Consider the following 19,594-nt stretch of genomic DNA (forward strand, 5'->3'; position numbering starts at 1 on the left):
TGTTCTTGAAGCCGCGCTCAGAGCGCAGCGATCCCGGCTGCAGCCACTTGGGCATCCTGTTCGGCCTTCACTCCGGAAACGCCCACGGCAGCAACCACTTGCCCGTCCACCCGCAGCGGAAGGCCCCCTTCGAGCGATGTCAGCAGCGGTGCGCTGACAAACGCGGTGCGCCCGCCGTTGACCATTTCCTCGTAACCCTTGGTGTCGCGTCGGCCGAGCGCTGCGCTGCGAGCCTTTTCGGTGGCGATGTAAGCAGCGATGGGGGCGCAACCATCGAGGCGCTCGAGGGCCAGCGGGTGGCCGCCGTCATCGACTACGGCGATACACACCGCCCACTGGTTACGCTGCGCCTCTTCGCGTGCGGCAGCGAGGATGCGGGCGACTTCGGCTTGTTCGAGCACAGCTTTGCGTTGCATGGTGTTCTCCTGGCTAGTGCTTCTTGCATACTGCTATGCGTTGCATGGCACTAGGTTTTCTGTGGCTATCAGTCTGGATGAGGCTTGTTAGCGGCAGAACACTTGGAAAGCGTTTTCTGCCGATACAAAAGGTATCGAATGGCACTTCGGGAACTCCCACGGACGGAACGTAGCGCCGTGGGAGATCATCGGAGTCACCTAAACGAGTGCTTCTTCCACCAGTTCAATCCAATGGCGCACAGGTGTGCGTCCAGCGCCGTCGAGGTGGGTCTGGCAGCCGATGTTGGCGGTGACGATAACTTCCGGATTGCCGCTTTCCAGGGCGTTGAGCTTGTTGTCGCGCAGTTGAAATGACAGTTCCGGCTGAGTCAGCGAATAGGTGCCTGCCGAACCGCAACACAGGTGACTGTCAGGCACGGCGGTTAGGCTGAAGCCCAGTCGCTCAAGCACACCTTCAACAGCGCCACCGAGCTTTTGTGCATGTTGCAGAGTGCAGGGGCAGTGGAAGGCCAAGCGACGATCGCCGTGGATACCCAGCCGTTCCAATGGCTCGTCGCGCAACACCTCGACCAAGTCACGAGCCAGAGTACTGACCCGCGCGGCCTTTTCGGCGTATGCAGGGTCGTCTTCGAGCAGATGGCCGTAGTCGCGCACAAAAGCGCCGCAGCCACTGGCCGTCTGTACGATGGCTTCGGCACCTGCCTCGATAGCTGGCCACCAGGCATCGATATTGCGCCGGGCGCGTTCCAAGCCCTTTTCTTGAGCATTGAGGTGGTAGTCCACTGCACCACAGCAACCGGCCTCGCGGGCCGCAGTCACAGAAATTCCCAAGCGGTCAAGCACACGTGCTGCCGCCGCATTTGTGTTGGGCGAGAGGGCAGGTTGCACGCAGCCTTCGAGCATTAGCACACGACGTGCATGCAACAGTTGAGGACGAGGCTTGGCCGGGTGCGGATGGCGCGGTAGCTTGGCTTGCAGGGTTTGCGGCAGCAACGGACGGAAGGCTTTGGCGGTGCTGGTCAAGGCCTTGAACAGTGCAGGACGCGGTACCACTGCACGCAGGCCCTCACGCAGTAGCCGCTGGCCCAGCGGGCGAGGCACCTGTTGCTCAACCACGGCGCGGCCGATGTCGAGCAGGTTGTGGTATTGCACTCCGGACGGACAGGTGGTTTCACAGTTGCGGCAGGTCAGGCAGCGGTCCAGGTGAGCTTGGGTCTTGGCCGTGACCGGCTGTCCTTCGAGCACCTGTTTGATCAGGTAAATGCGTCCGCGCGGACTATCCAACTCATCGCCCAGCAGTTGGTAGGTGGGGCAGGTGGCCGTGCAGAACCCGCAATGCACGCAGGAGCGCAGAATACGTTCGGCTTCCTCGGCACGGGGAAGACTTTTGGCTTGTTCGCTCAGATTAGTTTGCATGGTGCACTCTCAGACTTCGGCGTACAGGCGGCCCGGGTTGAAGATGCCCTGGGGATCGAGTTGCAACTTGAGATTGCGGTGGTAGCGCAGCAGCGGTGCCACCAGCGGATGGAACGACGCCGGATCTGATTTATAAAGAGTCGCATGACCGCCGATGCGGGCTACCGCCTGGCGAATCAGTTCTGCGGGGACGTCGGATTTCAACCAGCGCTGTGCGCCACCCCAGTCCAGCAACTGCCTGCCCGGCAATTCGATCGGCGCGCTGTTGTGTGGCAGCGAAAGGCGCCACAGCGGTTGAGGGGCCTCGAAGAAGCCCAGGCGTTGCTCACGCAGGTCAGTCCAATAACTACCATCGAGGTCCTCACCTCCCAGACGCTCGACCGCGGAGGCCACCGAGCCTTCGCCGCCTTCCAGGCGCAGGTGCAGGGCATGCCCGTCGTAGGAGGCTGCACTGATCGGTATCGGTTGCTGGCCCCATTCGGCCAGCTCGCCCAAGGCCTGGTGCAGGTCCATTTCCAAGCGCAGGCTCTGGCACTTGCGCGGCTTGGGTAGCACCTTCAGCGACACTTCGGTCAACACCCCCAGGCACCCGAAACTACCCGCCATCAGCCGCGAGAGATCGTAGCCAGCGACGTTCTTCATTACTTCACCACCGAAGCGCAGCAGTTTGCCGTGACCGGTGATAACGCGGGTGCCCAGTACATAGTCCCGTACCGAGCCGGCCCAAGGGCGGCGTGGGCCGGAAAGTCCGGCGGCGACCATGCCGCCGAGGGTGGCTCCAGGGCCAAAATGCGGTGGCTCGAAAGGCAGCATCTGGCCGGCGGCGTCGAGCGCGGCCTCGATGTCCACCAACGGCGTACCGGCGCGGGCGGTTAGTACCAACTCGGTGGGGTCATAGCTGACAATCCCGCGGTGGCTGCGGGTATCAAGCACCTCGCCCGTGACCGGACAGCCAAGCATATTCTTGCTGTTGCTGCCCTGAATGCGCAGAGGCGTGCGTTCGTTGAGCGCCTGATTGACCTGCTCCAGCAGGGCAGCGCTAGCGTCGTGATCGTGTCGCATCAGAAGCGCTCCAGTTCAGGGAAGGGCAACTTGCCGTGGTGCACGTGCATCGAGCCAAATTCGGCGCAGCGGTGCAGGGTAGGGATATTCTTGCCGGGGTTGAGCAGGCCCTGCGGGTCGAAGGCGTGCTTGACGGCGTGGAACAGGGTCAGCTCATCGCTGTTGAATTGCGCGCACATCTGGTTGATTTTCTCGCGGCCCACACCGTGCTCACCGGTGATGCTGCCACCGACTGCCACGCACAGCTCGAGGATCTTCCCGCCCAACGCCTCGGCACGTTCCAGTTCACCAGGCTGGTTGGCATCGAAGAGAATCAGCGGATGCATATTGCCGTCGCCGGCATGGAATACGTTGGCGACACGCAAACCGTATTGTTCCGAAAGCTCCGTGATGCCATTGAGCACGCCCGGCAACTCACGGCGTGGAATGGTGCCGTCCATGCAGTAATAGTCTGGAGAGATGCGCCCCACCGCCGGGAAGGCGTTCTTGCGTCCGGCCCAGAAGCGCGCGCGCTCGGCTTCATCGCAGGCCAGACGCACGTCGGTCGCGCCCGCAGCCCGAAGCACTGCCTCGACGCATTCGCAGTCCTCCTGCACGTCGGACTCTACGCCGTCAAGCTCGCACAACAGGATGGCAGCAGCGTCCACGGGGTAACCGGCGTGAATGAAGTCCTCCGTGGCGCGGATAGACAGGTTGTCCATCATCTCCAGCCCCCCGGGGATGATGCCGGCGGCGATGATATCGCCAACTGCGCGCCCGGCTTTTTCCACCGAGTCGAAGCTAGCCAGCAAAACGCGTGCGACCTGGGGCTTGGGCAACAGTTTGACAGTCACCTCAGTGACAATGCCCAACATGCCTTCAGAACCAGTAAACAGCGCCAACAGGTCAAACCCTGGGGCGTCTAGCGCATCGCTGCCCAAGGTCATGTACTCGCCTTCGATGGTGAGAATCTCAACCTTGAGCAGGTTGTGTACGGTTAAACCGTACTTCAGACAATGCACGCCACCTGCGTTCTCGGCGACGTTGCCGCCGATTGAGCAAGCGATCTGTGAGGAAGGATCAGGTGCGTAGTACAACCCATGAGGCGCAGCCGCCTGAGAAATCGCCAGGTTACGAACACCGGGCTGAACCCGTGCGTAACGACCTTCGGGATTGACCTCAATGATTCGGTTGAAGCGGGCCATTACCAACAGAATGCCTTGCTCCAGTGGCAGGGCGCCTCCGGATAGACCTGTGCCAGCGCCGCGTGCGACCACCGGGACCTGACGGGCATGACAAATCTTTAAAAGGGCTTGGACGTGCTCGATCCGCTTAGGCAGTACCACCAACAGCGGAACCACACGGTAGGCGGAAAGACCATCACACTCGTAGGGAAGGAGATCTTCTTGGCTGTGGAGGATTTCCAGATCTGGAAGGGACTCTTGTAGCTCAAAAAGCAGGGCAGCCTTGTCGACCCGCGGCAGGGCACCGTCGACTCGCTCATCGTAGAGAATATTCATAAGGCTCACTTGTATTTTTGTTGTTTTTTGGCGTGGCCGGGGCGCCTGGGGGGATCACCCATACGACGCTGGCTCACCAGACCGAAGTCGAGATTAGGCTGCTCGTTCTATCGCGGGGAGTCGATGAGCACGCCAACTGGTAGGACCACTTTTTTGCCGCATGGCTAAAATGAATGTGGTGGTAGAGAGGTTTTTGCGTGAAAATCTTTCTCTAACGAGATAACAATAAGAAGCTGGTCCTACCAGTTGAGAGGTGGCAATGGACACCGTGGTTTCGCAGAAGCATGAAAAAGTACAGATCGCCGATCAAGTGGCCGAACGTATCGAAAAGCTGATCGTCGATGGTGTACTCAAGGTTGGCCAGGCATTGCCTTCTGAGCGACGTCTGGTGGAGAAGCTGGGATGCTCGCGATCAGCATTACGGGAAGGTTTGCGAGTGCTACGTGGCAGAGGCATTGTTGAGACCGAACAAGGGCGGGGTTCATTCGTTGCAGATTTGAGTAGGACAGGTAATGCGACCCCTTTGATGCACCTTTTTAGCTCACAACCGCGGACGCTGTTCGACCTGCTGGAAGTGCGAGCACTTCTTGAAGCAGAGTCGGCCAGACTGGCCGCACTACGTGCGACTGATATTGATCGGGTGCTGATCAAACGTCGCTACGACGAGATGGTAGACGCCCATGAGAATCCAGAATCCCATGACCCACGTGAGCACGCCCGGCGCGACCATGCCTTCCACAGAGCGATTAGTGAGGCTTCGCATAACCCGGTCTTAGTGCACACCTTGCAGTCACTCAGCGATTTGACGCTCAGCACGGTGTTTGCTTCCGTCAATAATCTCTACTGTCGGCCAGCGCAGAAACGGCAGATCGATCGCCAGCACTCTCGGCTCTACCATGCGGTGATGGAGCAGTTACCCGAACAGGCCCAACGAGCTGCTCGAGAACACATCACTAGCGTCCGTGACAACCTGCAAGAGATTGAGCAAGAAGAACAACGCCTGGTTCGAGCGACTATGCGCCTGGAAGGTTGGAAATAAAAACAGGCGCTTGTAAGCGCCTGTGCTCGGGACTATGGCCTGAGGGTCCTAGCTCATGGGAATTTGTTCTATGCGTAACGTGTTGGTGCTGCCAAGGCGTCCAAACGGCATACCGGCGGTTATGACAACCGTGTCGCCGGGCTTGGCCATTTCCAGCAATTGCACTTGAGAGAGTGCTGTACTCGTAACATCCTCGACCTTCCGCAACCGTTGATTGACGACCGAATAGACGCCCCAGGCGACGCTCAGACGTCGACCTGTGTTCAGATTTGGTGTCAGGTTGAGGATAGGAGCTCTCGGGCGCTCACGGGCGGCACGCAGGGTCGACGCCCCTGATTCGCTATAATTCACCAGCACCGCCACCGGCAGAATGCCGCTGATCCGGCGGATCGCACAACTGATCGCATCCGAGACAGTGGCCTCGGCCTGAGGCCGTCCAACGTCTAACTGCACCTGGTAATCCGGGCCCGCTTCAACCTGGCGGATGATCTTACTCATCATCTGCACCGCTTCCAGTGGGTAGTCACCCGAGGCAGTCTCGGCCGACAACATCACCGCGTCCGCACCTTCGGCCACGGCGTTGGCTACGTCCGTGACCTCAGCGCGGGTCGGGGCAGGGGAGAATCGCATGGACTCGAGCATCTGGGTCGCAACAACCACCGGGCGGCCCAACTGGCGGCAGATGGTGATGATGCTCTTCTGGATCTGCGGCACGCTTTCGGCCGGCACTTCCACACCTAGGTCACCACGGGCGACCATGATCGCGTCGCTCAGTTCGGCGATCTCGCGCAGTTGGGTAACGGCCGACGGTTTCTCGATCTTGGCCATGAGGAAGGCACGGTCGCCGATCAGTTGGCGCGCCTCGACGATGTCCTGCGGGCGCTGCACGAACGACAGCGCCACCCAGTCCACGCCCAGTTCCAGGCCGAAGGTCAGGTCGCGGCGGTCTTTCTCGGTGAGCGGAGAGAGGTCGAGCACCGCCTGCGGCACGTTCACGCCCTTGCGGTCGGACAGCTCGCCACCATTGAGCACCTCGGTGTCGATAGCATCAGCGTGCTTGGCGGTCACCCGCAGGCGCAACTTGCCATCGTCCAGTAGCAGATCCATGCCCAGCTCCAGGGCGGCGATGATCTCAGGGTGCGGCAGATTAACTCGACGCTCATCGCCCGGCGTGCCATCCAAGTCCAGGCGTAGAGACTGGCCACGTTGCAGATGGACCTTGCCTTCGGCAAAGCGGCCAACGCGCAGTTTCGGACCTTGCAGGTCCATGAGGATGCCCAGTGGGTAGTTCAGTTGGCTTTCCACTTCGCGGATCCACTTGAAACGCATCGCATGGTCGGCGTGCTCGCCGTGGCTGAAGTTGAGGCGGAAGATGTTCACCCCGGCCTCGACCAACTGGCGTACGTCGTCGATGCCCTTGATCGCAGGGCCCAGGGTGGCAAGGATCTTTACTTTTTTATCAGGCGTCATGTTGGGCAGTCTCGAGGATCAGGATGGCGCGGAAATCGTTGACGTTGGTGCGGGTCGGCTCGGTGACGATCAGCGCATCCAGCGCGGCGAAGTAGCCGTAGCCGTTGTTGTTGTCCAGCTCGTCGGCGGCCGACAGGCCCAGGGCCTGGGCGCGGGCGTAGCTGTCGGGGGTCATGATCGCCCCGGCGTTCTCTTCCGAACCGTCGATGCCGTCGGTGTCACCGGCCAGGGCGTAGACGCCCGGCAGGCCCTTGAGGCTTTCGGTCAGGCTCAGCAGGAACTCGGCGTTGCGCCCGCCACGGCCGTTGCCGCGCACGGTCACGGTGGTCTCGCCGCCGGAAAGGATCACGCAGGGCGCGGCCAGCGGCTGGCCATGCAGGCGGATCTGCCGGGCGATGCCGGCGTGCACCTTGGCCACTTCACGCGACTCGCCTTCCAGGTCGCCAAGGATCAACGGGCTGAAGCCGTGCTTGCGGGCGATCACGGCGGCGGCGTCCAGCGACTGCTGGGGCTTGGCGATCAACTGGAAGTGGCTGCGGGCCAGGGCCGGGTCGTTTTCCTTGACGGTTTCCGAAGCCGGGTTGTTCAGCCAGTCGATCACCGCTTTTGGTGCGGCGATGTTGTAGCGCTTGATGATCGCCAGGGCTTCGGCGCTGGTGCTCGGGTCGGCCACGGTGGGGCCGGAGGCGATGACCGTGGCGAGGTCGCCCGGTACATCGGAAATCGCATAGGTGTAGACCGTGGCCGGCCAGCAGGCCTTGGCCAGGCGGCCGCCCTTGATCGCCGAGAGGTGCTTGCGCACGCAGTTCATCTCGCCGATGGTGGCGCCGGACTTGAGCAGCGCCTTGTTGATCTGCTGCTTGTCGGCCAGGGTCAGGCCTTCGGCGGGCAGGGCCAGCAGGGCAGAGCCACCGCCGGAAAGCAGGAAGATGACACGGTCGTCTTCGGTGAGGTTGCTGACCATCTCCAGCACGCGCTTGGCAACGGCCAGGCCCGCGGCGTCCGGTACCGGGTGGGCGGCTTCGACCACCTCGATCTTCGAGCAGTTGGCGCCGTGGCCGTAGCGGGTGACCACCAGGCCCGAGACGTCGCCTTGCCAACTGCGCTCGACCACTTCGGCCATGGCTGCGGCGGCTTTGCCAGCGCCGATGACGATGACGCGGCCGGTGCGGTCGCTGGGCAGATGGGCTTCGAGCACCTGGCGGGGATGCGCGGCGTTGATGGCTGTATCGAACAGCTTGCGAAGGATTTTTTGCGGATCGACCGACATGGCAGGCTCCCAAAATTCTTGTTGTTCTGCAGAATCGAAAACGCCCCTGGAACTGCCTCCGTGCAGGCCGAACCAAGGGCGGGTATTGCTCATTGCCGCTGCCTGACCCGTGGTCGCAAGTCAGACAGTGCTGGACGCTTTGCGAACTTCCAGCGAAGAAACCGCTGTAGTCGCTAGGGAATCACTTCTCGTCGCGGATCGAGAAGTTGGCCATGTGCTCAAGGCCTTTGATCAGTGCGGAGTGGTCCCAGTTGCTGCCACCGATGGCCGCGCAGGTGCTGAACACCTGTTGCGCGTTGGCAGTGTTGGGCAGGTTGATGTTCAGTTCCTTGGCGCCTTGCAGGGCCAGGTTCAGGTCCTTCTGGTGCAGGCTGATGCGGAAGCCTGGGTCGAAGGTGCCCTTGATCATGCGCTCGCCGTGCACTTCGAGGATCTTCGAGGAGGCGAAGCCGCCCATCAGTGCTTCACGTACCTTGGCAGGATCTGCGCCGTTCTTGGCGGCGAACAGCAGCGCTTCGGCGACGGCCTGGATGTTCAGGGCGACGATGATCTGGTTGGCGACCTTGGCGGTCTGGCCGTCACCGTTACCACCGACGCGGGTGATGTTCTTGCCCATGGCCTGGAACAGCGGCAGAGCGCGTTCGAAGGCGTTCGGGCAGCCACCGACCATGATGCTCAGGGTCGCGGCTTTGGCACCGACTTCGCCGCCGGACACTGGGGCGTCGAGGTAGGCAGCGCCGGTGGCCTTGACCTTCTCGGCGAAAACCTTGGTGGCGGTTGGTGAGATCGAACTCATGTCGATCACCACCTTGCCTTCGCCCACGCCCTCGATTACACCGTTTTGACGAAACAGAACATCCTCAACGTGAGGGGTGTCGGGCACCATGACGATGATGAACTCAACTGCTTCGGCCACCGCTTTTGGGCTGGGCAGTGGTGTGGCGATGAGGTCGGCGGGCACCGGGTCATGGTGGGTAGAAACGAACAGTTCATGACCTGCTTTTTGCAGGTTTTGGGCCATGGGCTTGCCCATGATACCAGTGCCGATGAAACCGATTTTAGCCATGAGAAATTGCCTCTTTTCTATTTGTTGACCCCATACAGTTACGTGTCACGGAACTGTATGGGGGCTTTGGTCTCGATCAGGCCTTGAGCCAGCCGAGCCCCGCTTTGGTTGTTGTCAGTGGTTTGTATTCCGCGCCCACCCAGCCTTGGTAGCCAATGCGGTCCAGGTGTTCGAACAGGAACGCATAATTGATCTCGCCAGTGCCGGGCTCGTTGCGCCCAGGATTGTCGGCCAACTGGATGTGGTTGATCGCAGCGAGGTTGGCTGCCATCGTGCGTGCCAGGTCCCCTTCCATGATCTGCATGTGGTAGATGTCGTACTGCAGGAACAGGTTTGGGCTGCCGACCTGTTCACGAATCTCCAGCGCTTGCTTCGTGGTGTTCAGGTAGAAACCGGGGATGTCACGGGTATTGATCATCTCCATCACCAGCTTGATGCCCACCGCTTCGAGGCGGTCGGCAGCGTACTCGAGGTTGTCGAGCAGGGTGTTTTGCACCATGAACGGGTCTACACCCTGCGGCGTGATGCCAGCCAGACAGTTAACCTGGGTGTTACCCAGCACCTTGGCGTATTCAATGGCAATGTCGACGCCGGCACGGAAATCCTCGACCCGTTCCGGCAGGCAGGCGATACCACGCTCACCCTTAGCCCAGTCGCCAGCGGGCAGATTGAAGAGCACCTGTTGCAGTTGGTTGGCATCCAGGCGGGCGCGGATCTCCTCTACGGGGTAATCGTAGGGGAACAGGTACTCGACACCACGGAATCCGGCCTGGGCGGCGGCTTTAAAACGGTCCAGGAAGTCCACCTCGGTGAACAGCATGGACAGGTTAGCGGCAAAACGAGGCATGATCGGCTCCGGGTCAGTCCAGTGGCAGGATGGAAGTAGGGGCGTCGGCTCGACTGGTAGCCAGCGCCTCAAATTCGTTAATGGCGTTGATCTCAGTACCCATGGCGATGTTCGTGACGCGCTCCAGGATTACCTCGACCACCACCGGTACGCGGAAGGTTTCCATCAGTTCGCGGGCCTGGGCGAAGGCGGCGGGCAACTGGTTCGCGTCGAATACACGGATGGCCTTGCAGCCTAAGCCCTCAACCACGGTCACGTGGTCCACGCCGTAGCTACCCAGTTCTGGCGCGTTGACGTTTTCGAACGACAGCTGCACGCAGTAGTCGATGTCAAAGCCACGCTGGGCTTGGCGAATCAGACCGAGGTAGGCGTTATTCACCAGCACGTGGATGTACGGCAGGTTGAACTGTGCGCCCACCGCCAGTTCCTCGATCATGAACTGGAAGTCGTAGTCACCAGACAACGCGACGACCTGGCGCTCTGGATCGGCTTTCACTACGCCGAGAGCAGCGGGGATGGTCCAACCCAACGGCCCCGCCTGGCCGCAGTTGATCCAGTGACGCGGCTTGTACACGTGCAGGAACTGGGCGCCGGCAATCTGCGACAGACCGATGGTACTGACGTAGCAAGTATCCTTGCCGAAGAAACGATTCATTTCCTCGTATACCCGTTGCGGCTTGACCGGCACTTCGTCGAAGTGGGTCTTGCGTTGCAGGGTGCGTTTGCGTTCACGGCAGGCTTCAGCCCAGGCTTTGCGGTCCTTGAGCTTGCCAGCGGCCTGCCACTCGCGAGCTACCTCGAGGAATACATCGAGGGCGGCGCCTGCGTCGGAGACGATGCCGAGGTCCGGGGTGAACACACGACCGATCTGGGTCGGCTCGATGTCCACGTGCACAAACGTGCGGCCTTCGGTGTAGACGTCGACAGAGCCAGTATGGCGGTTGGCCCAGCGATTGCCGATGCCGAACACCAGATCCGACTCGAGCAGGGTAGCGTTGCCGTAGCGGTGCGAGGTCTGCAGGCCACACATGCCCGCCATCAACGGGTGGTCATCGGGCAGGGTTCCCCAGCCCATCAGGGTAGGGATTACCGGCACGCCGGTCAGTTCGGCGAAGGCCACCAGCTTGTCACTGGCGTCGGCGTTGATGATACCGCCACCGGCGACGATCAGCGGGCGCTCAGCGGCATTGAGCATGGCAAGAGCCTTCTCGGCCTGAACGCGACTGGCTTGGGGCTTGTGCACCGGTAGCGGCTCGTAGGCGTCGATGTCAAACTCGATCTCGGCCATCTGCACGTCAAATGGCAGGTCGATCAGTACTGGACCGGGCCGGCCGCTGCGCATTTCGTAAAAAGCTTTCTGGAAGGCATAGGGCACCTGACCTGGCTCCAGCACAGTAGTGGCCCACTTGGTCACCGGTTTGACAATGCTGGTGATGTCGACGGCCTGGAAGTCTTCCTTGTGCAGTCGAGCTCGAGGGGCTTGCCCTGTGATGCAGAGAATCGGAATGGAATCTGCCGAGGCGCTGTACAGGCCAGTGACCATGTCGGTGCCAGCCGGGCCGGATGTGCCGATGCACAGGCCGATATTACCTGCGTGGGTACGGGTGTAGCCCTCGGCCATGTGCGAGGCACCCTCGACATGGCGGGCCAATACATGGTCGATTCCACCAATTTTTTTCAAGGCAGCGTAGAACGGATTGATTGCGGCTCCGGGGATACCGAATGCGGTATCGATACCTTCACGGCGCAGCACCAGAACGGCGGCCTCGATTGCTCTCATTTTGGCCATTGTGTACTCCTTCGCACGGGTCGATAATTTTTGTAGTGGAGGTCAGTCTGTATTAGGCTTGCGTGCGTTAGAACACCTGAAAAATGTTTTCTGTCGATATGAAAGGTATCGAATGGCACGGTACACAGAGCTACATAGCTTCGTTCAGGTTGCCCAGAAGGGCAGCTTCGCTTCTGCCGCGCTGAGCGAAGGCGTGACCCCGGCAATACTCGGTAGGCGACTAGATGCGTTGGAGAAACGCTTGGGCGTTAAACTGATGCACCGATCGACTCGGGGTTTGCGCCTGACCGAACTTGGGGAGCAATTGCTGGAGCGCGCTAGGTTACTGCTGCGTGATTTTGACGACATGGAGGCCGATATCAGTGGCTGCGGCTCTATGGTCAAAGGCAACCTGATGGTTTCGGCGCCCGCTTCTTTTGGCAGAGTTCACGTTGCCCCGCACGCATTGGGGTTTCACCAAGAGTTTCCCAACTTGAAGCTCTCGTTCAACCTCACCGACAGCCTCGTCGATCTGGTTAGCGAGGGCTACGACATGAGCATCCGCATTGGCGGGGTAACCGACCCGAACTATGTAGCGGTCAAGTTGTTCAGCAATCGTCGGGTAGTTTGTGGCACCCCTGAATACTTTGCCCGGAATGGCCGTCCGACCACCCTGGAGGACCTGGCCGACCACAATTGCTTGGCATTTACTTTGCAGGGCGGCCAGCAACGGGGCTGGGTATTCCAGCGGAATGGCCGACAGGTAGCGATGCGGGTCAGCGGCAGTCTCGCGTGTAACGATGGCGAACTGCTGTTCTCATGGATGCGCCAAGGCTTGGGGATCGGCTGGCGCTCGACGTGGGAGATTCAGAAGGAGTTGCTAAGCGGCGAACTGGTCACGGTTCTGGATGACTTTGCCCTCGATGACTACGATATCCAAGCGGTGTATCCACAGCAGCGCTTCTTGCCAGCCAAGGTGCGGCATTTTATTGAGTACCTGAAGCTGGTGTACCAGAGCCCCGGATATTGGGAACAGTGATAGGGGCAGCGATGCACCCTATGGATGCTATAGAGGTCGCGGTTTGGATTATTTCAGTGCTTTGAATGCCTTCGTCGAGGCGGCGCGGCAGAGCAACTTCTCACGGGCGGCAGAACGACTGGAGGTGAAGGCCTCAACTATTTCTCGGTACGTAAGAGACTTAGAGACGGACCTGGGTATTGCTTTGTTTAATCGCTCAACCCGCGCGCTGAGGCTGACAGAGGGCGGGAGAACATTCCTGGTACATGCTCAGCGCGTGCTGGATGAACTGGAAGTCGCGCGCGCCGCAGCCTCTTCGTTGAATGACGAGCCCCGTGGCGTGCTCCAACTTAACGCACCACCGGCGTTTGCCCGGCACCACATCGTGCCGGCGCTGAGCGAGTTCAGGGCGCGATTTCCACAAATCCAAGTCGATCTCACCTGTGAGGAGAGTCAGGTCAATCTCATCGACGCCGGAGCCGATTTAGCAATACGTCTCGGTTGCTTGCCGGACTCCTCGCTTAAAGCCAGGAAGATTGCTGACGAGCAGTGGGTGCTGTGCGCCGCGCCCTCATTGTGGCATGAGCCGAGCGGACCAGAGCATCCAGAGGCCCTGGCGGATCAAGGCTTCATTGCGTCCAGCCAACGTCTGGACCTGTATTGGAGCCACGCTGGCGAGACAGTCCGGCAAAGTCACACGGTTACGTTGCGAACCAACGACCTTGAGGCTCAGCTAGTCGCCGCGCAGGCGGGGCAGGGCCCCGTCCTGCTGCCGGCTTGGCTGGTCGCTACGGCGATCCGCCAAGGCACGTTGGTGCGCTGGTTATCAGCATGGCAGTGCCAGCCTGGAGAGGTAGGTACCTCGCTGTGGTTTATCTATCCGCCGAAACGGATCGTTTCCTCTAAGGTGCGCAGCTTCATCGACTTCATGGTGCAACGCATTGGCGAGGCTCCATACTGGCGTCTTTGAGTGCCGGCCACAGTACTCAACTGAAACGGATATCTAAGGCGCGCAACCAGGTCTGCAGCCCTGCGTCCTGGATCGGGATCAGCAGCGCCTCACGATCGGAAGTATTGTAGTGGGCATGCCAGTAACCGGGCGGGGTGACGAAAGCCAGGCCTGGGGTCCAGTCGACCCGAGTCGGGTTAACGATTTCACCGGCTTCGTCGAGTTGTGTACCGACCAGACTGTAGCAACCTGGCGGGCAGTCGACGATAAAGTCCAGCGCGAGGGACTGGTGTCGGTGGGGTTTCTGCACGGCACCAGCCGGGACCAGGCCATACATCGCCCAAAGCACGTGGGTGACGGTGCGAGTTTGCGGGAAGTTACGATTACCGAGCAGAATGCTGACTCGGCTGCGGTCCTTGGCCCGCGGGTCGGCGGCGGCTTGGCGCAAGTGGGCGTTGGCGACCTCGCTGGCATACAGCGTCGGTGCAAAACGGTCCTCACTGCGTGTGGCGCCCAGGTAACGAAGCAGCGGTTCGTCGTGCACATAGTAGAATCGGCTGTCGCTAGACGCCTGAAGGATGCTCGCATGCATGGCCGGCAGCGCAACGAAGCAGCCTTTATGCCACTCGAAGGTGGATTTGTCATAGGTCAACCGACCCTCACCCTCGATGACGTAGAGCACTTGCGAGGTGGCGTTAGGAGCTAGACGCAAGCTGTCGCCAGCAAGTACTCGTACGAAGTTAGCGCACAGCCCCGGCCCCGTGGCAGGTCCTTCGCAACCCAGTGCTTGGCTTAAGTCCAGTGGTATGACTCGAGACTCGCCCTCCTGACATAGGGACGCCGGAAACGTATGGTACGGCACCCGAGAGATCAGCTTCGCGCCAATGGGATTGGCAGCTTTGCTGTACTCGAAGAATTCGGCTTCGGCTAAGTAGCTCGGACGTGCTGAGATGATCTGCTCGTTCAGGGGTTTGTTCACGGTATGACCTCTTGATAAACGATGAAAGCGGTGGTGCGAGGTCACTGTACAAACGTGGGGGAGGAGGATTAAGCCCCCAAAGAGCATAGGTGTTGTGCCAGTAGGGGATGTGAACAGCCTTACCATCATTGGATAATGACACCCCCACATATTGGACGGCACCTTCGTATGCAGACGAGGCCGTGCTCTTGCTCGATGGCGAAGGATTCAAAAACAGCTATAGCGCCGTATGCCTTTGTCAGCCCCCGGAACCAGTGAGGATCAAGCCCAAGTATGTATGCGCCATCTTCGAAGGTTGTACCTTCATCCTATTGCACTGAGCTTTGGGCTGTGAGGACCTGCAAAAACGAATACCAGTTCCGGTGTTACCAATCCGGATTTTTTTTGCTGTAAAAGCGCGGATATCACTCGTTTCCGTAGCGACGTCGCCGTTACCCTTCTTCATTAGTGGATTTGTCTATGCAGGGCTTTCCTGGCCAGGAGATCGATGCAATGGCGCCAGAGCGTGGCGCGTTCAACGATCTGCTTTTGCGCTTCATCTGCCTCATCACCCTGGCGATCTTCATTGTCGACACTCTGACTTCGTTCGAGATCGCCGTTGCCGTCCTCTACGTACTGGTCATCATGATCGCCACGACCCGTCTTTCGGTGAGGGGCATACGTCTGCTAGCAGCGATTTGTAGTTGCCTGACGTTGGCGGCTTTCCTGCTTTCGCACCACAACCAGTTCTTCAGTGAGGCTTTGGCCCGCTGCCTAGTCAGCCTTGTTGCCATTGCAGTCGCTGGCTGGCTTGCCGTGAAAAGTCGGAAGGTCACCGACCGTTTACGAGAGCAGTTTGCACTGCTGTCGCAGACCCATGATGCGATTATCGTCTGTACGTTTGACAGCCGTATTCGCAGTTGGAATTCCGGTGCCGAGGCACTCTACGGCTGGACCGCCGATGAAGTAATCGGACGAGACTGCTGGGATTTGCTCTGCAGTCGTTCATCACAGGCACCGCAGGCAATCAAGGCCGAGCTGTTGGAAAAAGGTGTTTGGGAAGGCGAACTGATCGAGACAACACGCGCCGGCAAAGAGGTCACAATCCTCAGCCGATGGTCGCTACACCGAGACCAACTTGGCAATCCCAGGGCGATTCTGGCCAGTAACAACGATGTGACCGACCGGCGCCTAGCCGAGGTCGCACTACATCGCTCCCAGGCTGAACTGGCCCACGTAAGCCGAGTCAGCATGTTGGGCGAGTTGGGCACCTCAATAGCTCATGAAGTTAACCAGTCACTGGCTGCCATCGTAACCAATGCCGAAGCGGCCCAACGTTGGCTGGACCGTGCCGACGCACATGAAGCGCGCGTGGCAATTGGCAGGGTGGCCAGCAATGCCCGACGGGCGAGCGATGTGATACAGCGGATTCGCGAACATACCCGCAAGGCCGAGCCACGGCATGAATGCCTGGATATAGAGAGTGTTGTGAGCGAATCCCTGACCCTCCTTGAGCGGGATATCCAGCATCGCCGGATACAACTCTTTCGAAGCCCGGTCCGTCGTCTGACGGTACGCGGTGACCGGATTCAACTGCAACAGGTCATGATCAACCTGTTGATTAACGGCATCGACGCTATCGACGAGCGTGAAGGCTCAGCTCGCCATTTGTACATCGAGGTTTGTGAGCAGGATCAGCAGGTGCAGGTCACGGTCAGAGACAGTGGTAAAGGTATAGAGGAAGAGCACCTCGACATGTTGTTCAACGCATTCTTCACCACCAAGGATGAGGGGATCGGTATTGGCCTGCCCATCTGCCGCTCAATCATCGAGGTGCATGGCGGTCGCATCTGGGCCGACAGCCGAGCGGGAGAAGGCGCGACCTTGTCGTTTGTACTGCCTAGAGTCTGCGAGGAGGTAATAGCATGAAAAACACCTGCATCTACATGGTGGACGATGATCACGACCTGTGCGAGGCCGTAGTTGGGCTTCTGCGTTCGGTTGATCTGGCCGTGAAAACCTTCGCTTCGCCGAATGAGTTCCTCCAGTTTCCGCGTCCGGAGGTTCCTAGTTGTTTGATTCTCGATGTGCGCCTCAAAGGCGCTAGCGGCCTGGACTTCCAAGCTCGTATGGACGATTTGCGGGTGAACATTCCAGTAATCATGATGACTGCCTACGGGGATATCCCAATGAGCGTCAGGGCCATGAAGGCCGGCGCCTTGGGCTTTCTCACCAAACCATTTCGCGATCAGGATCTACTCGATGCTGTAGTAGAGGCTCTTGAGCATGATCGTCAACGCCGAGTGAGCGAGGAAGGCATCATCGAGTTGCGTGAGCGCCACAACCGCCTAAGCACACGTGAGCAGGAGGTGATGGCCATGGCCACGACTGGCCTGTTGAACAAGCAAATTGCAGCCGAGCTAGGGATTAGCGAGGTCACGGTGAAGATTCATCGAGGCAGTGCGATGCGCAAGATGAACGCCGGCTCGTTCGCCGAATTAGTGCGCATGGCTCAAGCGTTATCAGTGCAATGGCAAGCACAAGGTCAAGCCTAGGGGCATACCAGAGCATGATTTGCAGCAGGCCAAGTGCAGCATAGTCTAAAGCTCGGTCTTTGGCTTTTCAGGTAGTACGTCTTGTCTCCCTACCATATTTGTATCGTCGATGACGATGAAAGCGTCAGGATGGCGCTCGATGGGCTGGTCCGTTCGATGGGCCATTGCGCTGACACCTTTGGGTCGGCAACTGAATTCCTGGCGTCGCAAGCATTGCACACCTGCGATTGCCTAATCCTTGATGTGCAGATGCCAGGGCTGTCCGGGCTCGAGCTGCAACAGCAGCTACTGACCTTGGGCGTATGCCTGCCGCTAATTTTCATTACCGCGTTTCCTGAGGCTCGCTGGCGTGAGCAGGCTCTGGCCGCCGGGGCTCTGGAGTTCCTTGGCAAACCCTTTGATGGTCGCACGTTGGTAAGCCTGATCGAGCGGGCGGGCCGACTTGGACGCGGGCGTTAATACCAAGGTATGAGTCGTTAGCACCATGATATGACGCCGGCTCGTCCAAGGTGTGGCAGGCGTGATCGTGACGTTGCTCCATCATTGAGACTCATCCGGAGATGGCATCTGGCTATCTCACGGCAGAAGAGTAGGAGAGGTATCTCCTGGGTTTATCTGGATGGGGGTCGCAGTGCTTTTGAGCAATCTTACGATAGGCAAGCGTGCGGCCTTGGGCTTCGCGGTGGTCACACTAATCTTCCTGCTCACTGGAATCTTCAGCTTGTCGCGCATGGCCGAGCTAAATCGAGTAGCACGACATGTGAATGATACTTGGATGTCGGGAATGAGCATCCTGCAAACCTTCAGTGCTCAGGTTGCCGTTATGCGAATTGAGAGCGTGCGCATTCGGTCGACATCTGATCCACAGGCCTTGGTTCGCAGTGAAGACTTGATCATCTCTGCCCGGCAGCGGCTGACCGAAGAGCTAGCGCGATACAAGAACCGCGGGATTTCGGCGCTAGAGAAACAAATGGTCGAGATGCTAGAGGTAGAGCTAGCAAATTACGTGGGCAATCTGGACCGGTTGCTTCGGCTCTTGCAGGTTGGCACCCCAGATGCTTCGCAACAGGCGGAAATCAATGCGGCCCTGGCACAAAGTGGGAGCCTGATCGGCGAACAGATCGACGCACTTGTTTCGCAGAACCAAGCAGGGGGGGCGAAGGCCATCACTCAGGCCCAAGCGCTGTACGAACGAGTGGTCGTGGTCGTCGCCTCTGCCTTGTGTGCCTCGATTGCGGCCACCGTACTGCTTGCGTTGCTACTCACCCGCAGCATCGTCAGGCCGTTGCATACCGCGCTGCAGGCGGCACGTGCCATCGCTGACGGTCACCTAGACAGGCCGATCGTACCCTCCGGCAAGGATGAGCCCGCGCAGTTGCTGCATGCGATGGCGGAAATGCAACATAGCCTGCGCACAACTATCGGCCTGATCAGTGACTCTGCCGGTCAATTGGCCACCGCCTCGGAGCAGATGAGCACGGCGATGGACGAGAGTACTCGAGGCCTTCAACAGCAAAGCGAGGAAATCGAACAGGCCGCGACCGCGATCACCCAGATGAGCAGCGCCGTGGATGAGGTGGCGGGCAATGCTGTTTCCACCTCCGAGTTGTCCCGCGAGTCGGACGAGGAGATGCGCAATGGTCACAGCCAGGTCGCCAACATCGTTGACCAGATTCAGGTTCTAGCCGAGGGCATCACGCGTTCCTCCGGGCAGGCAAGTGGACTGTCGGATCAGGTACGAGACATCAGCATGGTTATGGAGGTCATCCGTGGCATTGCCGAGCAGACTAATCTACTGGCCTTGAACGCCGCGATCGAGGCAGCCCGCGCCGGAGAGGCGGGGAGAGGCTTCGCGGTAGTAGCCGACGAGGTTCGCTCACTGGCTCAGCGTACGCAGAGTTCAACTCTGGAGATTGAGAGCATCATCACTGCGATCCAGCAGGGCACAGTCGTCACAGTTGAGGCCTTGCAGATGAGTGTTGGTCAAGTGGCTCAGACCCTTGAGAGGGCCCAGGCTGTGAGCGGTTCGTTACAGCGAACTACGGAGGCCGTTTCAATGATCAACGAACGCAATTTGGTCATTGCCAGCGCCTCCGAACAACAGGCCCTCGTGGCCCGTGAGCTCGACCGCAACCTGGTCAGCATCCGCACCTTGTCCAACCATTGCGCCACGAGTGCGACCCAGACGTCTGTGGCAAGCCTGCAGTTGTCACAACTGGCGGTCCAGCTCAAGGGTATGATTTCGCGTTTTTCGGTGTAAC

The 19,594-nt window shown here is 59.5% G+C and carries 17 protein-coding genes and 1 pseudogene; 8 read left to right on the forward strand and 10 right to left on the reverse strand.

Going from position 1 to position 19,594, the window contains the following annotated elements; translation table 11 throughout:
• Positions 1 to 17: 17 nt before the first annotated feature.
• From JET17_RS11725 to glcD, 4 genes are all read right to left on the reverse strand, one after another.
• Positions 18 to 416, reverse strand: a complete 399-nt coding sequence (locus JET17_RS11725) for a heme-binding protein (RefSeq protein WP_004577331.1) — start codon at positions 414 to 416, stop codon at positions 18 to 20.
• A gap of 198 nt (positions 417 to 614) precedes the next feature.
• Positions 615 to 1,832, reverse strand: coding sequence for a glycolate oxidase subunit GlcF (glcF, locus tag JET17_RS11730; RefSeq protein WP_012314190.1), 1,218 nt, complete (start codon positions 1,830 to 1,832; stop codon positions 615 to 617).
• Between the two features lie 9 nt (positions 1,833 to 1,841).
• The gene (gene glcE, locus JET17_RS11735; protein ID WP_012314191.1) at positions 1,842 to 2,894 is read right to left on the reverse strand and encodes a glycolate oxidase subunit GlcE; all 1,053 of its coding nucleotides are present in this window, start codon (positions 2,892 to 2,894) and stop codon (positions 1,842 to 1,844) included.
• Positions 2,894 to 4,393: a glycolate oxidase subunit GlcD gene (gene glcD, locus JET17_RS11740; RefSeq protein ID WP_004577334.1), complete on the reverse strand. Its 1,500-nt coding sequence runs from the start codon at positions 4,391 to 4,393 to the stop codon at positions 2,894 to 2,896. Before glcD ends, glcE begins: the two co-directional genes overlap by 1 nt.
• Before the next feature lie 259 nt (positions 4,394 to 4,652).
• Here glcD and glcC point away from each other — a divergent pair, with 259 nt between their 5' ends.
• Complete coding sequence (gene glcC, locus JET17_RS11745; protein WP_012314192.1) at positions 4,653 to 5,432, forward strand: transcriptional regulator GlcC; 780 nt, start codon at positions 4,653 to 4,655, stop codon at positions 5,430 to 5,432.
• 48 nt (positions 5,433 to 5,480) lie between these two features.
• Here glcC and pyk read toward each other — a convergent pair whose 3' ends face one another.
• From pyk to gcl, 5 genes are all read right to left on the reverse strand, one after another.
• Positions 5,481 to 6,902, reverse strand: a complete 1,422-nt coding sequence (gene pyk, locus JET17_RS11750; RefSeq protein ID WP_004577336.1) for a pyruvate kinase — start codon at positions 6,900 to 6,902, stop codon at positions 5,481 to 5,483.
• A complete protein-coding gene (locus JET17_RS11755; protein ID WP_004577337.1) occupies positions 6,892 to 8,172 on the reverse strand; it encodes a glycerate kinase type-2 family protein in 1,281 nt (426 codons plus the stop codon). Before JET17_RS11755 ends, pyk begins: the two co-directional genes overlap by 11 nt.
• A gap of 181 nt (positions 8,173 to 8,353) precedes the next feature.
• A complete protein-coding gene (locus tag JET17_RS11760) occupies positions 8,354 to 9,238 on the reverse strand; it encodes a 2-hydroxy-3-oxopropionate reductase (protein ID WP_004577338.1) in 885 nt (294 codons plus the stop codon).
• Positions 9,239 to 9,314: 76 nt separating this feature from the next.
• The gene (hyi, locus tag JET17_RS11765; protein ID WP_012314193.1) at positions 9,315 to 10,085 is read right to left on the reverse strand and encodes a hydroxypyruvate isomerase; all 771 of its coding nucleotides are present in this window, start codon (positions 10,083 to 10,085) and stop codon (positions 9,315 to 9,317) included.
• A gap of 13 nt (positions 10,086 to 10,098) precedes the next feature.
• Positions 10,099 to 11,874, reverse strand: coding sequence for a glyoxylate carboligase (gene gcl / locus JET17_RS11770; RefSeq protein ID WP_004577340.1), 1,776 nt, complete (start codon positions 11,872 to 11,874; stop codon positions 10,099 to 10,101).
• 112 nt (positions 11,875 to 11,986) lie between these two features.
• Here gcl and JET17_RS11775 point away from each other — a divergent pair, with 112 nt between their 5' ends.
• Entirely contained in the window at positions 11,987 to 12,892 is a 906-nt protein-coding gene (locus tag JET17_RS11775) for a LysR family transcriptional regulator (RefSeq protein WP_004577341.1), read from the forward strand.
• A 43-nt stretch (positions 12,893 to 12,935) separates the two neighbouring features.
• Positions 12,936 to 13,841: a LysR family transcriptional regulator gene (locus JET17_RS11780; protein ID WP_004577342.1), complete on the forward strand. Its 906-nt coding sequence runs from the start codon at positions 12,936 to 12,938 to the stop codon at positions 13,839 to 13,841.
• 16 nt (positions 13,842 to 13,857) lie between these two features.
• Here the strand turns inward: JET17_RS11780 and JET17_RS11785 are convergent, their stop codons facing one another.
• A complete protein-coding gene (locus tag JET17_RS11785) occupies positions 13,858 to 14,928 on the reverse strand; it encodes a cupin (protein WP_012314194.1) in 1,071 nt (356 codons plus the stop codon).
• Between the two features lie 330 nt (positions 14,929 to 15,258).
• Between JET17_RS11785 and JET17_RS11790 the strand changes: the two genes are divergently transcribed.
• From JET17_RS11790 to JET17_RS27770, 5 genes and pseudogenes are all read left to right on the forward strand, one after another.
• Positions 15,259 to 16,707, forward strand: coding sequence for a sensor histidine kinase (locus tag JET17_RS11790; protein WP_052293013.1), 1,449 nt, complete (start codon positions 15,259 to 15,261; stop codon positions 16,705 to 16,707).
• Positions 16,704 to 17,333, forward strand: coding sequence for a response regulator transcription factor (locus JET17_RS11795; protein ID WP_004577345.1), 630 nt, complete (start codon positions 16,704 to 16,706; stop codon positions 17,331 to 17,333). The genes JET17_RS11790 and JET17_RS11795 overlap by 4 nt, the downstream gene beginning before the upstream one ends.
• 81 nt (positions 17,334 to 17,414) lie before the next feature.
• Positions 17,415 to 17,792: a response regulator transcription factor gene (locus JET17_RS11800; RefSeq protein ID WP_004577346.1), complete on the forward strand. Its 378-nt coding sequence runs from the start codon at positions 17,415 to 17,417 to the stop codon at positions 17,790 to 17,792.
• Positions 17,793 to 17,952: 160 nt separating this feature from the next.
• Positions 17,953 to 18,735 (forward strand): annotated as a pseudogene (locus JET17_RS27765) (MCP four helix bundle domain-containing protein); the annotation flags it as partial.
• Between the two features lie 81 nt (positions 18,736 to 18,816).
• Positions 18,817 to 19,593 (forward strand): methyl-accepting chemotaxis protein, encoded by a 777-nt coding sequence (locus tag JET17_RS27770; protein ID WP_371316875.1) that lies wholly within the window; start codon positions 18,817 to 18,819, stop codon positions 19,591 to 19,593.
• Position 19,594 lies beyond the last annotated feature (1 nt).

Source organism: Pseudomonas putida (genome assembly GCF_016406145.1).
In the GTDB taxonomy this organism is placed as follows: domain Bacteria; phylum Pseudomonadota; class Gammaproteobacteria; order Pseudomonadales; family Pseudomonadaceae; genus Aquipseudomonas; species Aquipseudomonas putida_E.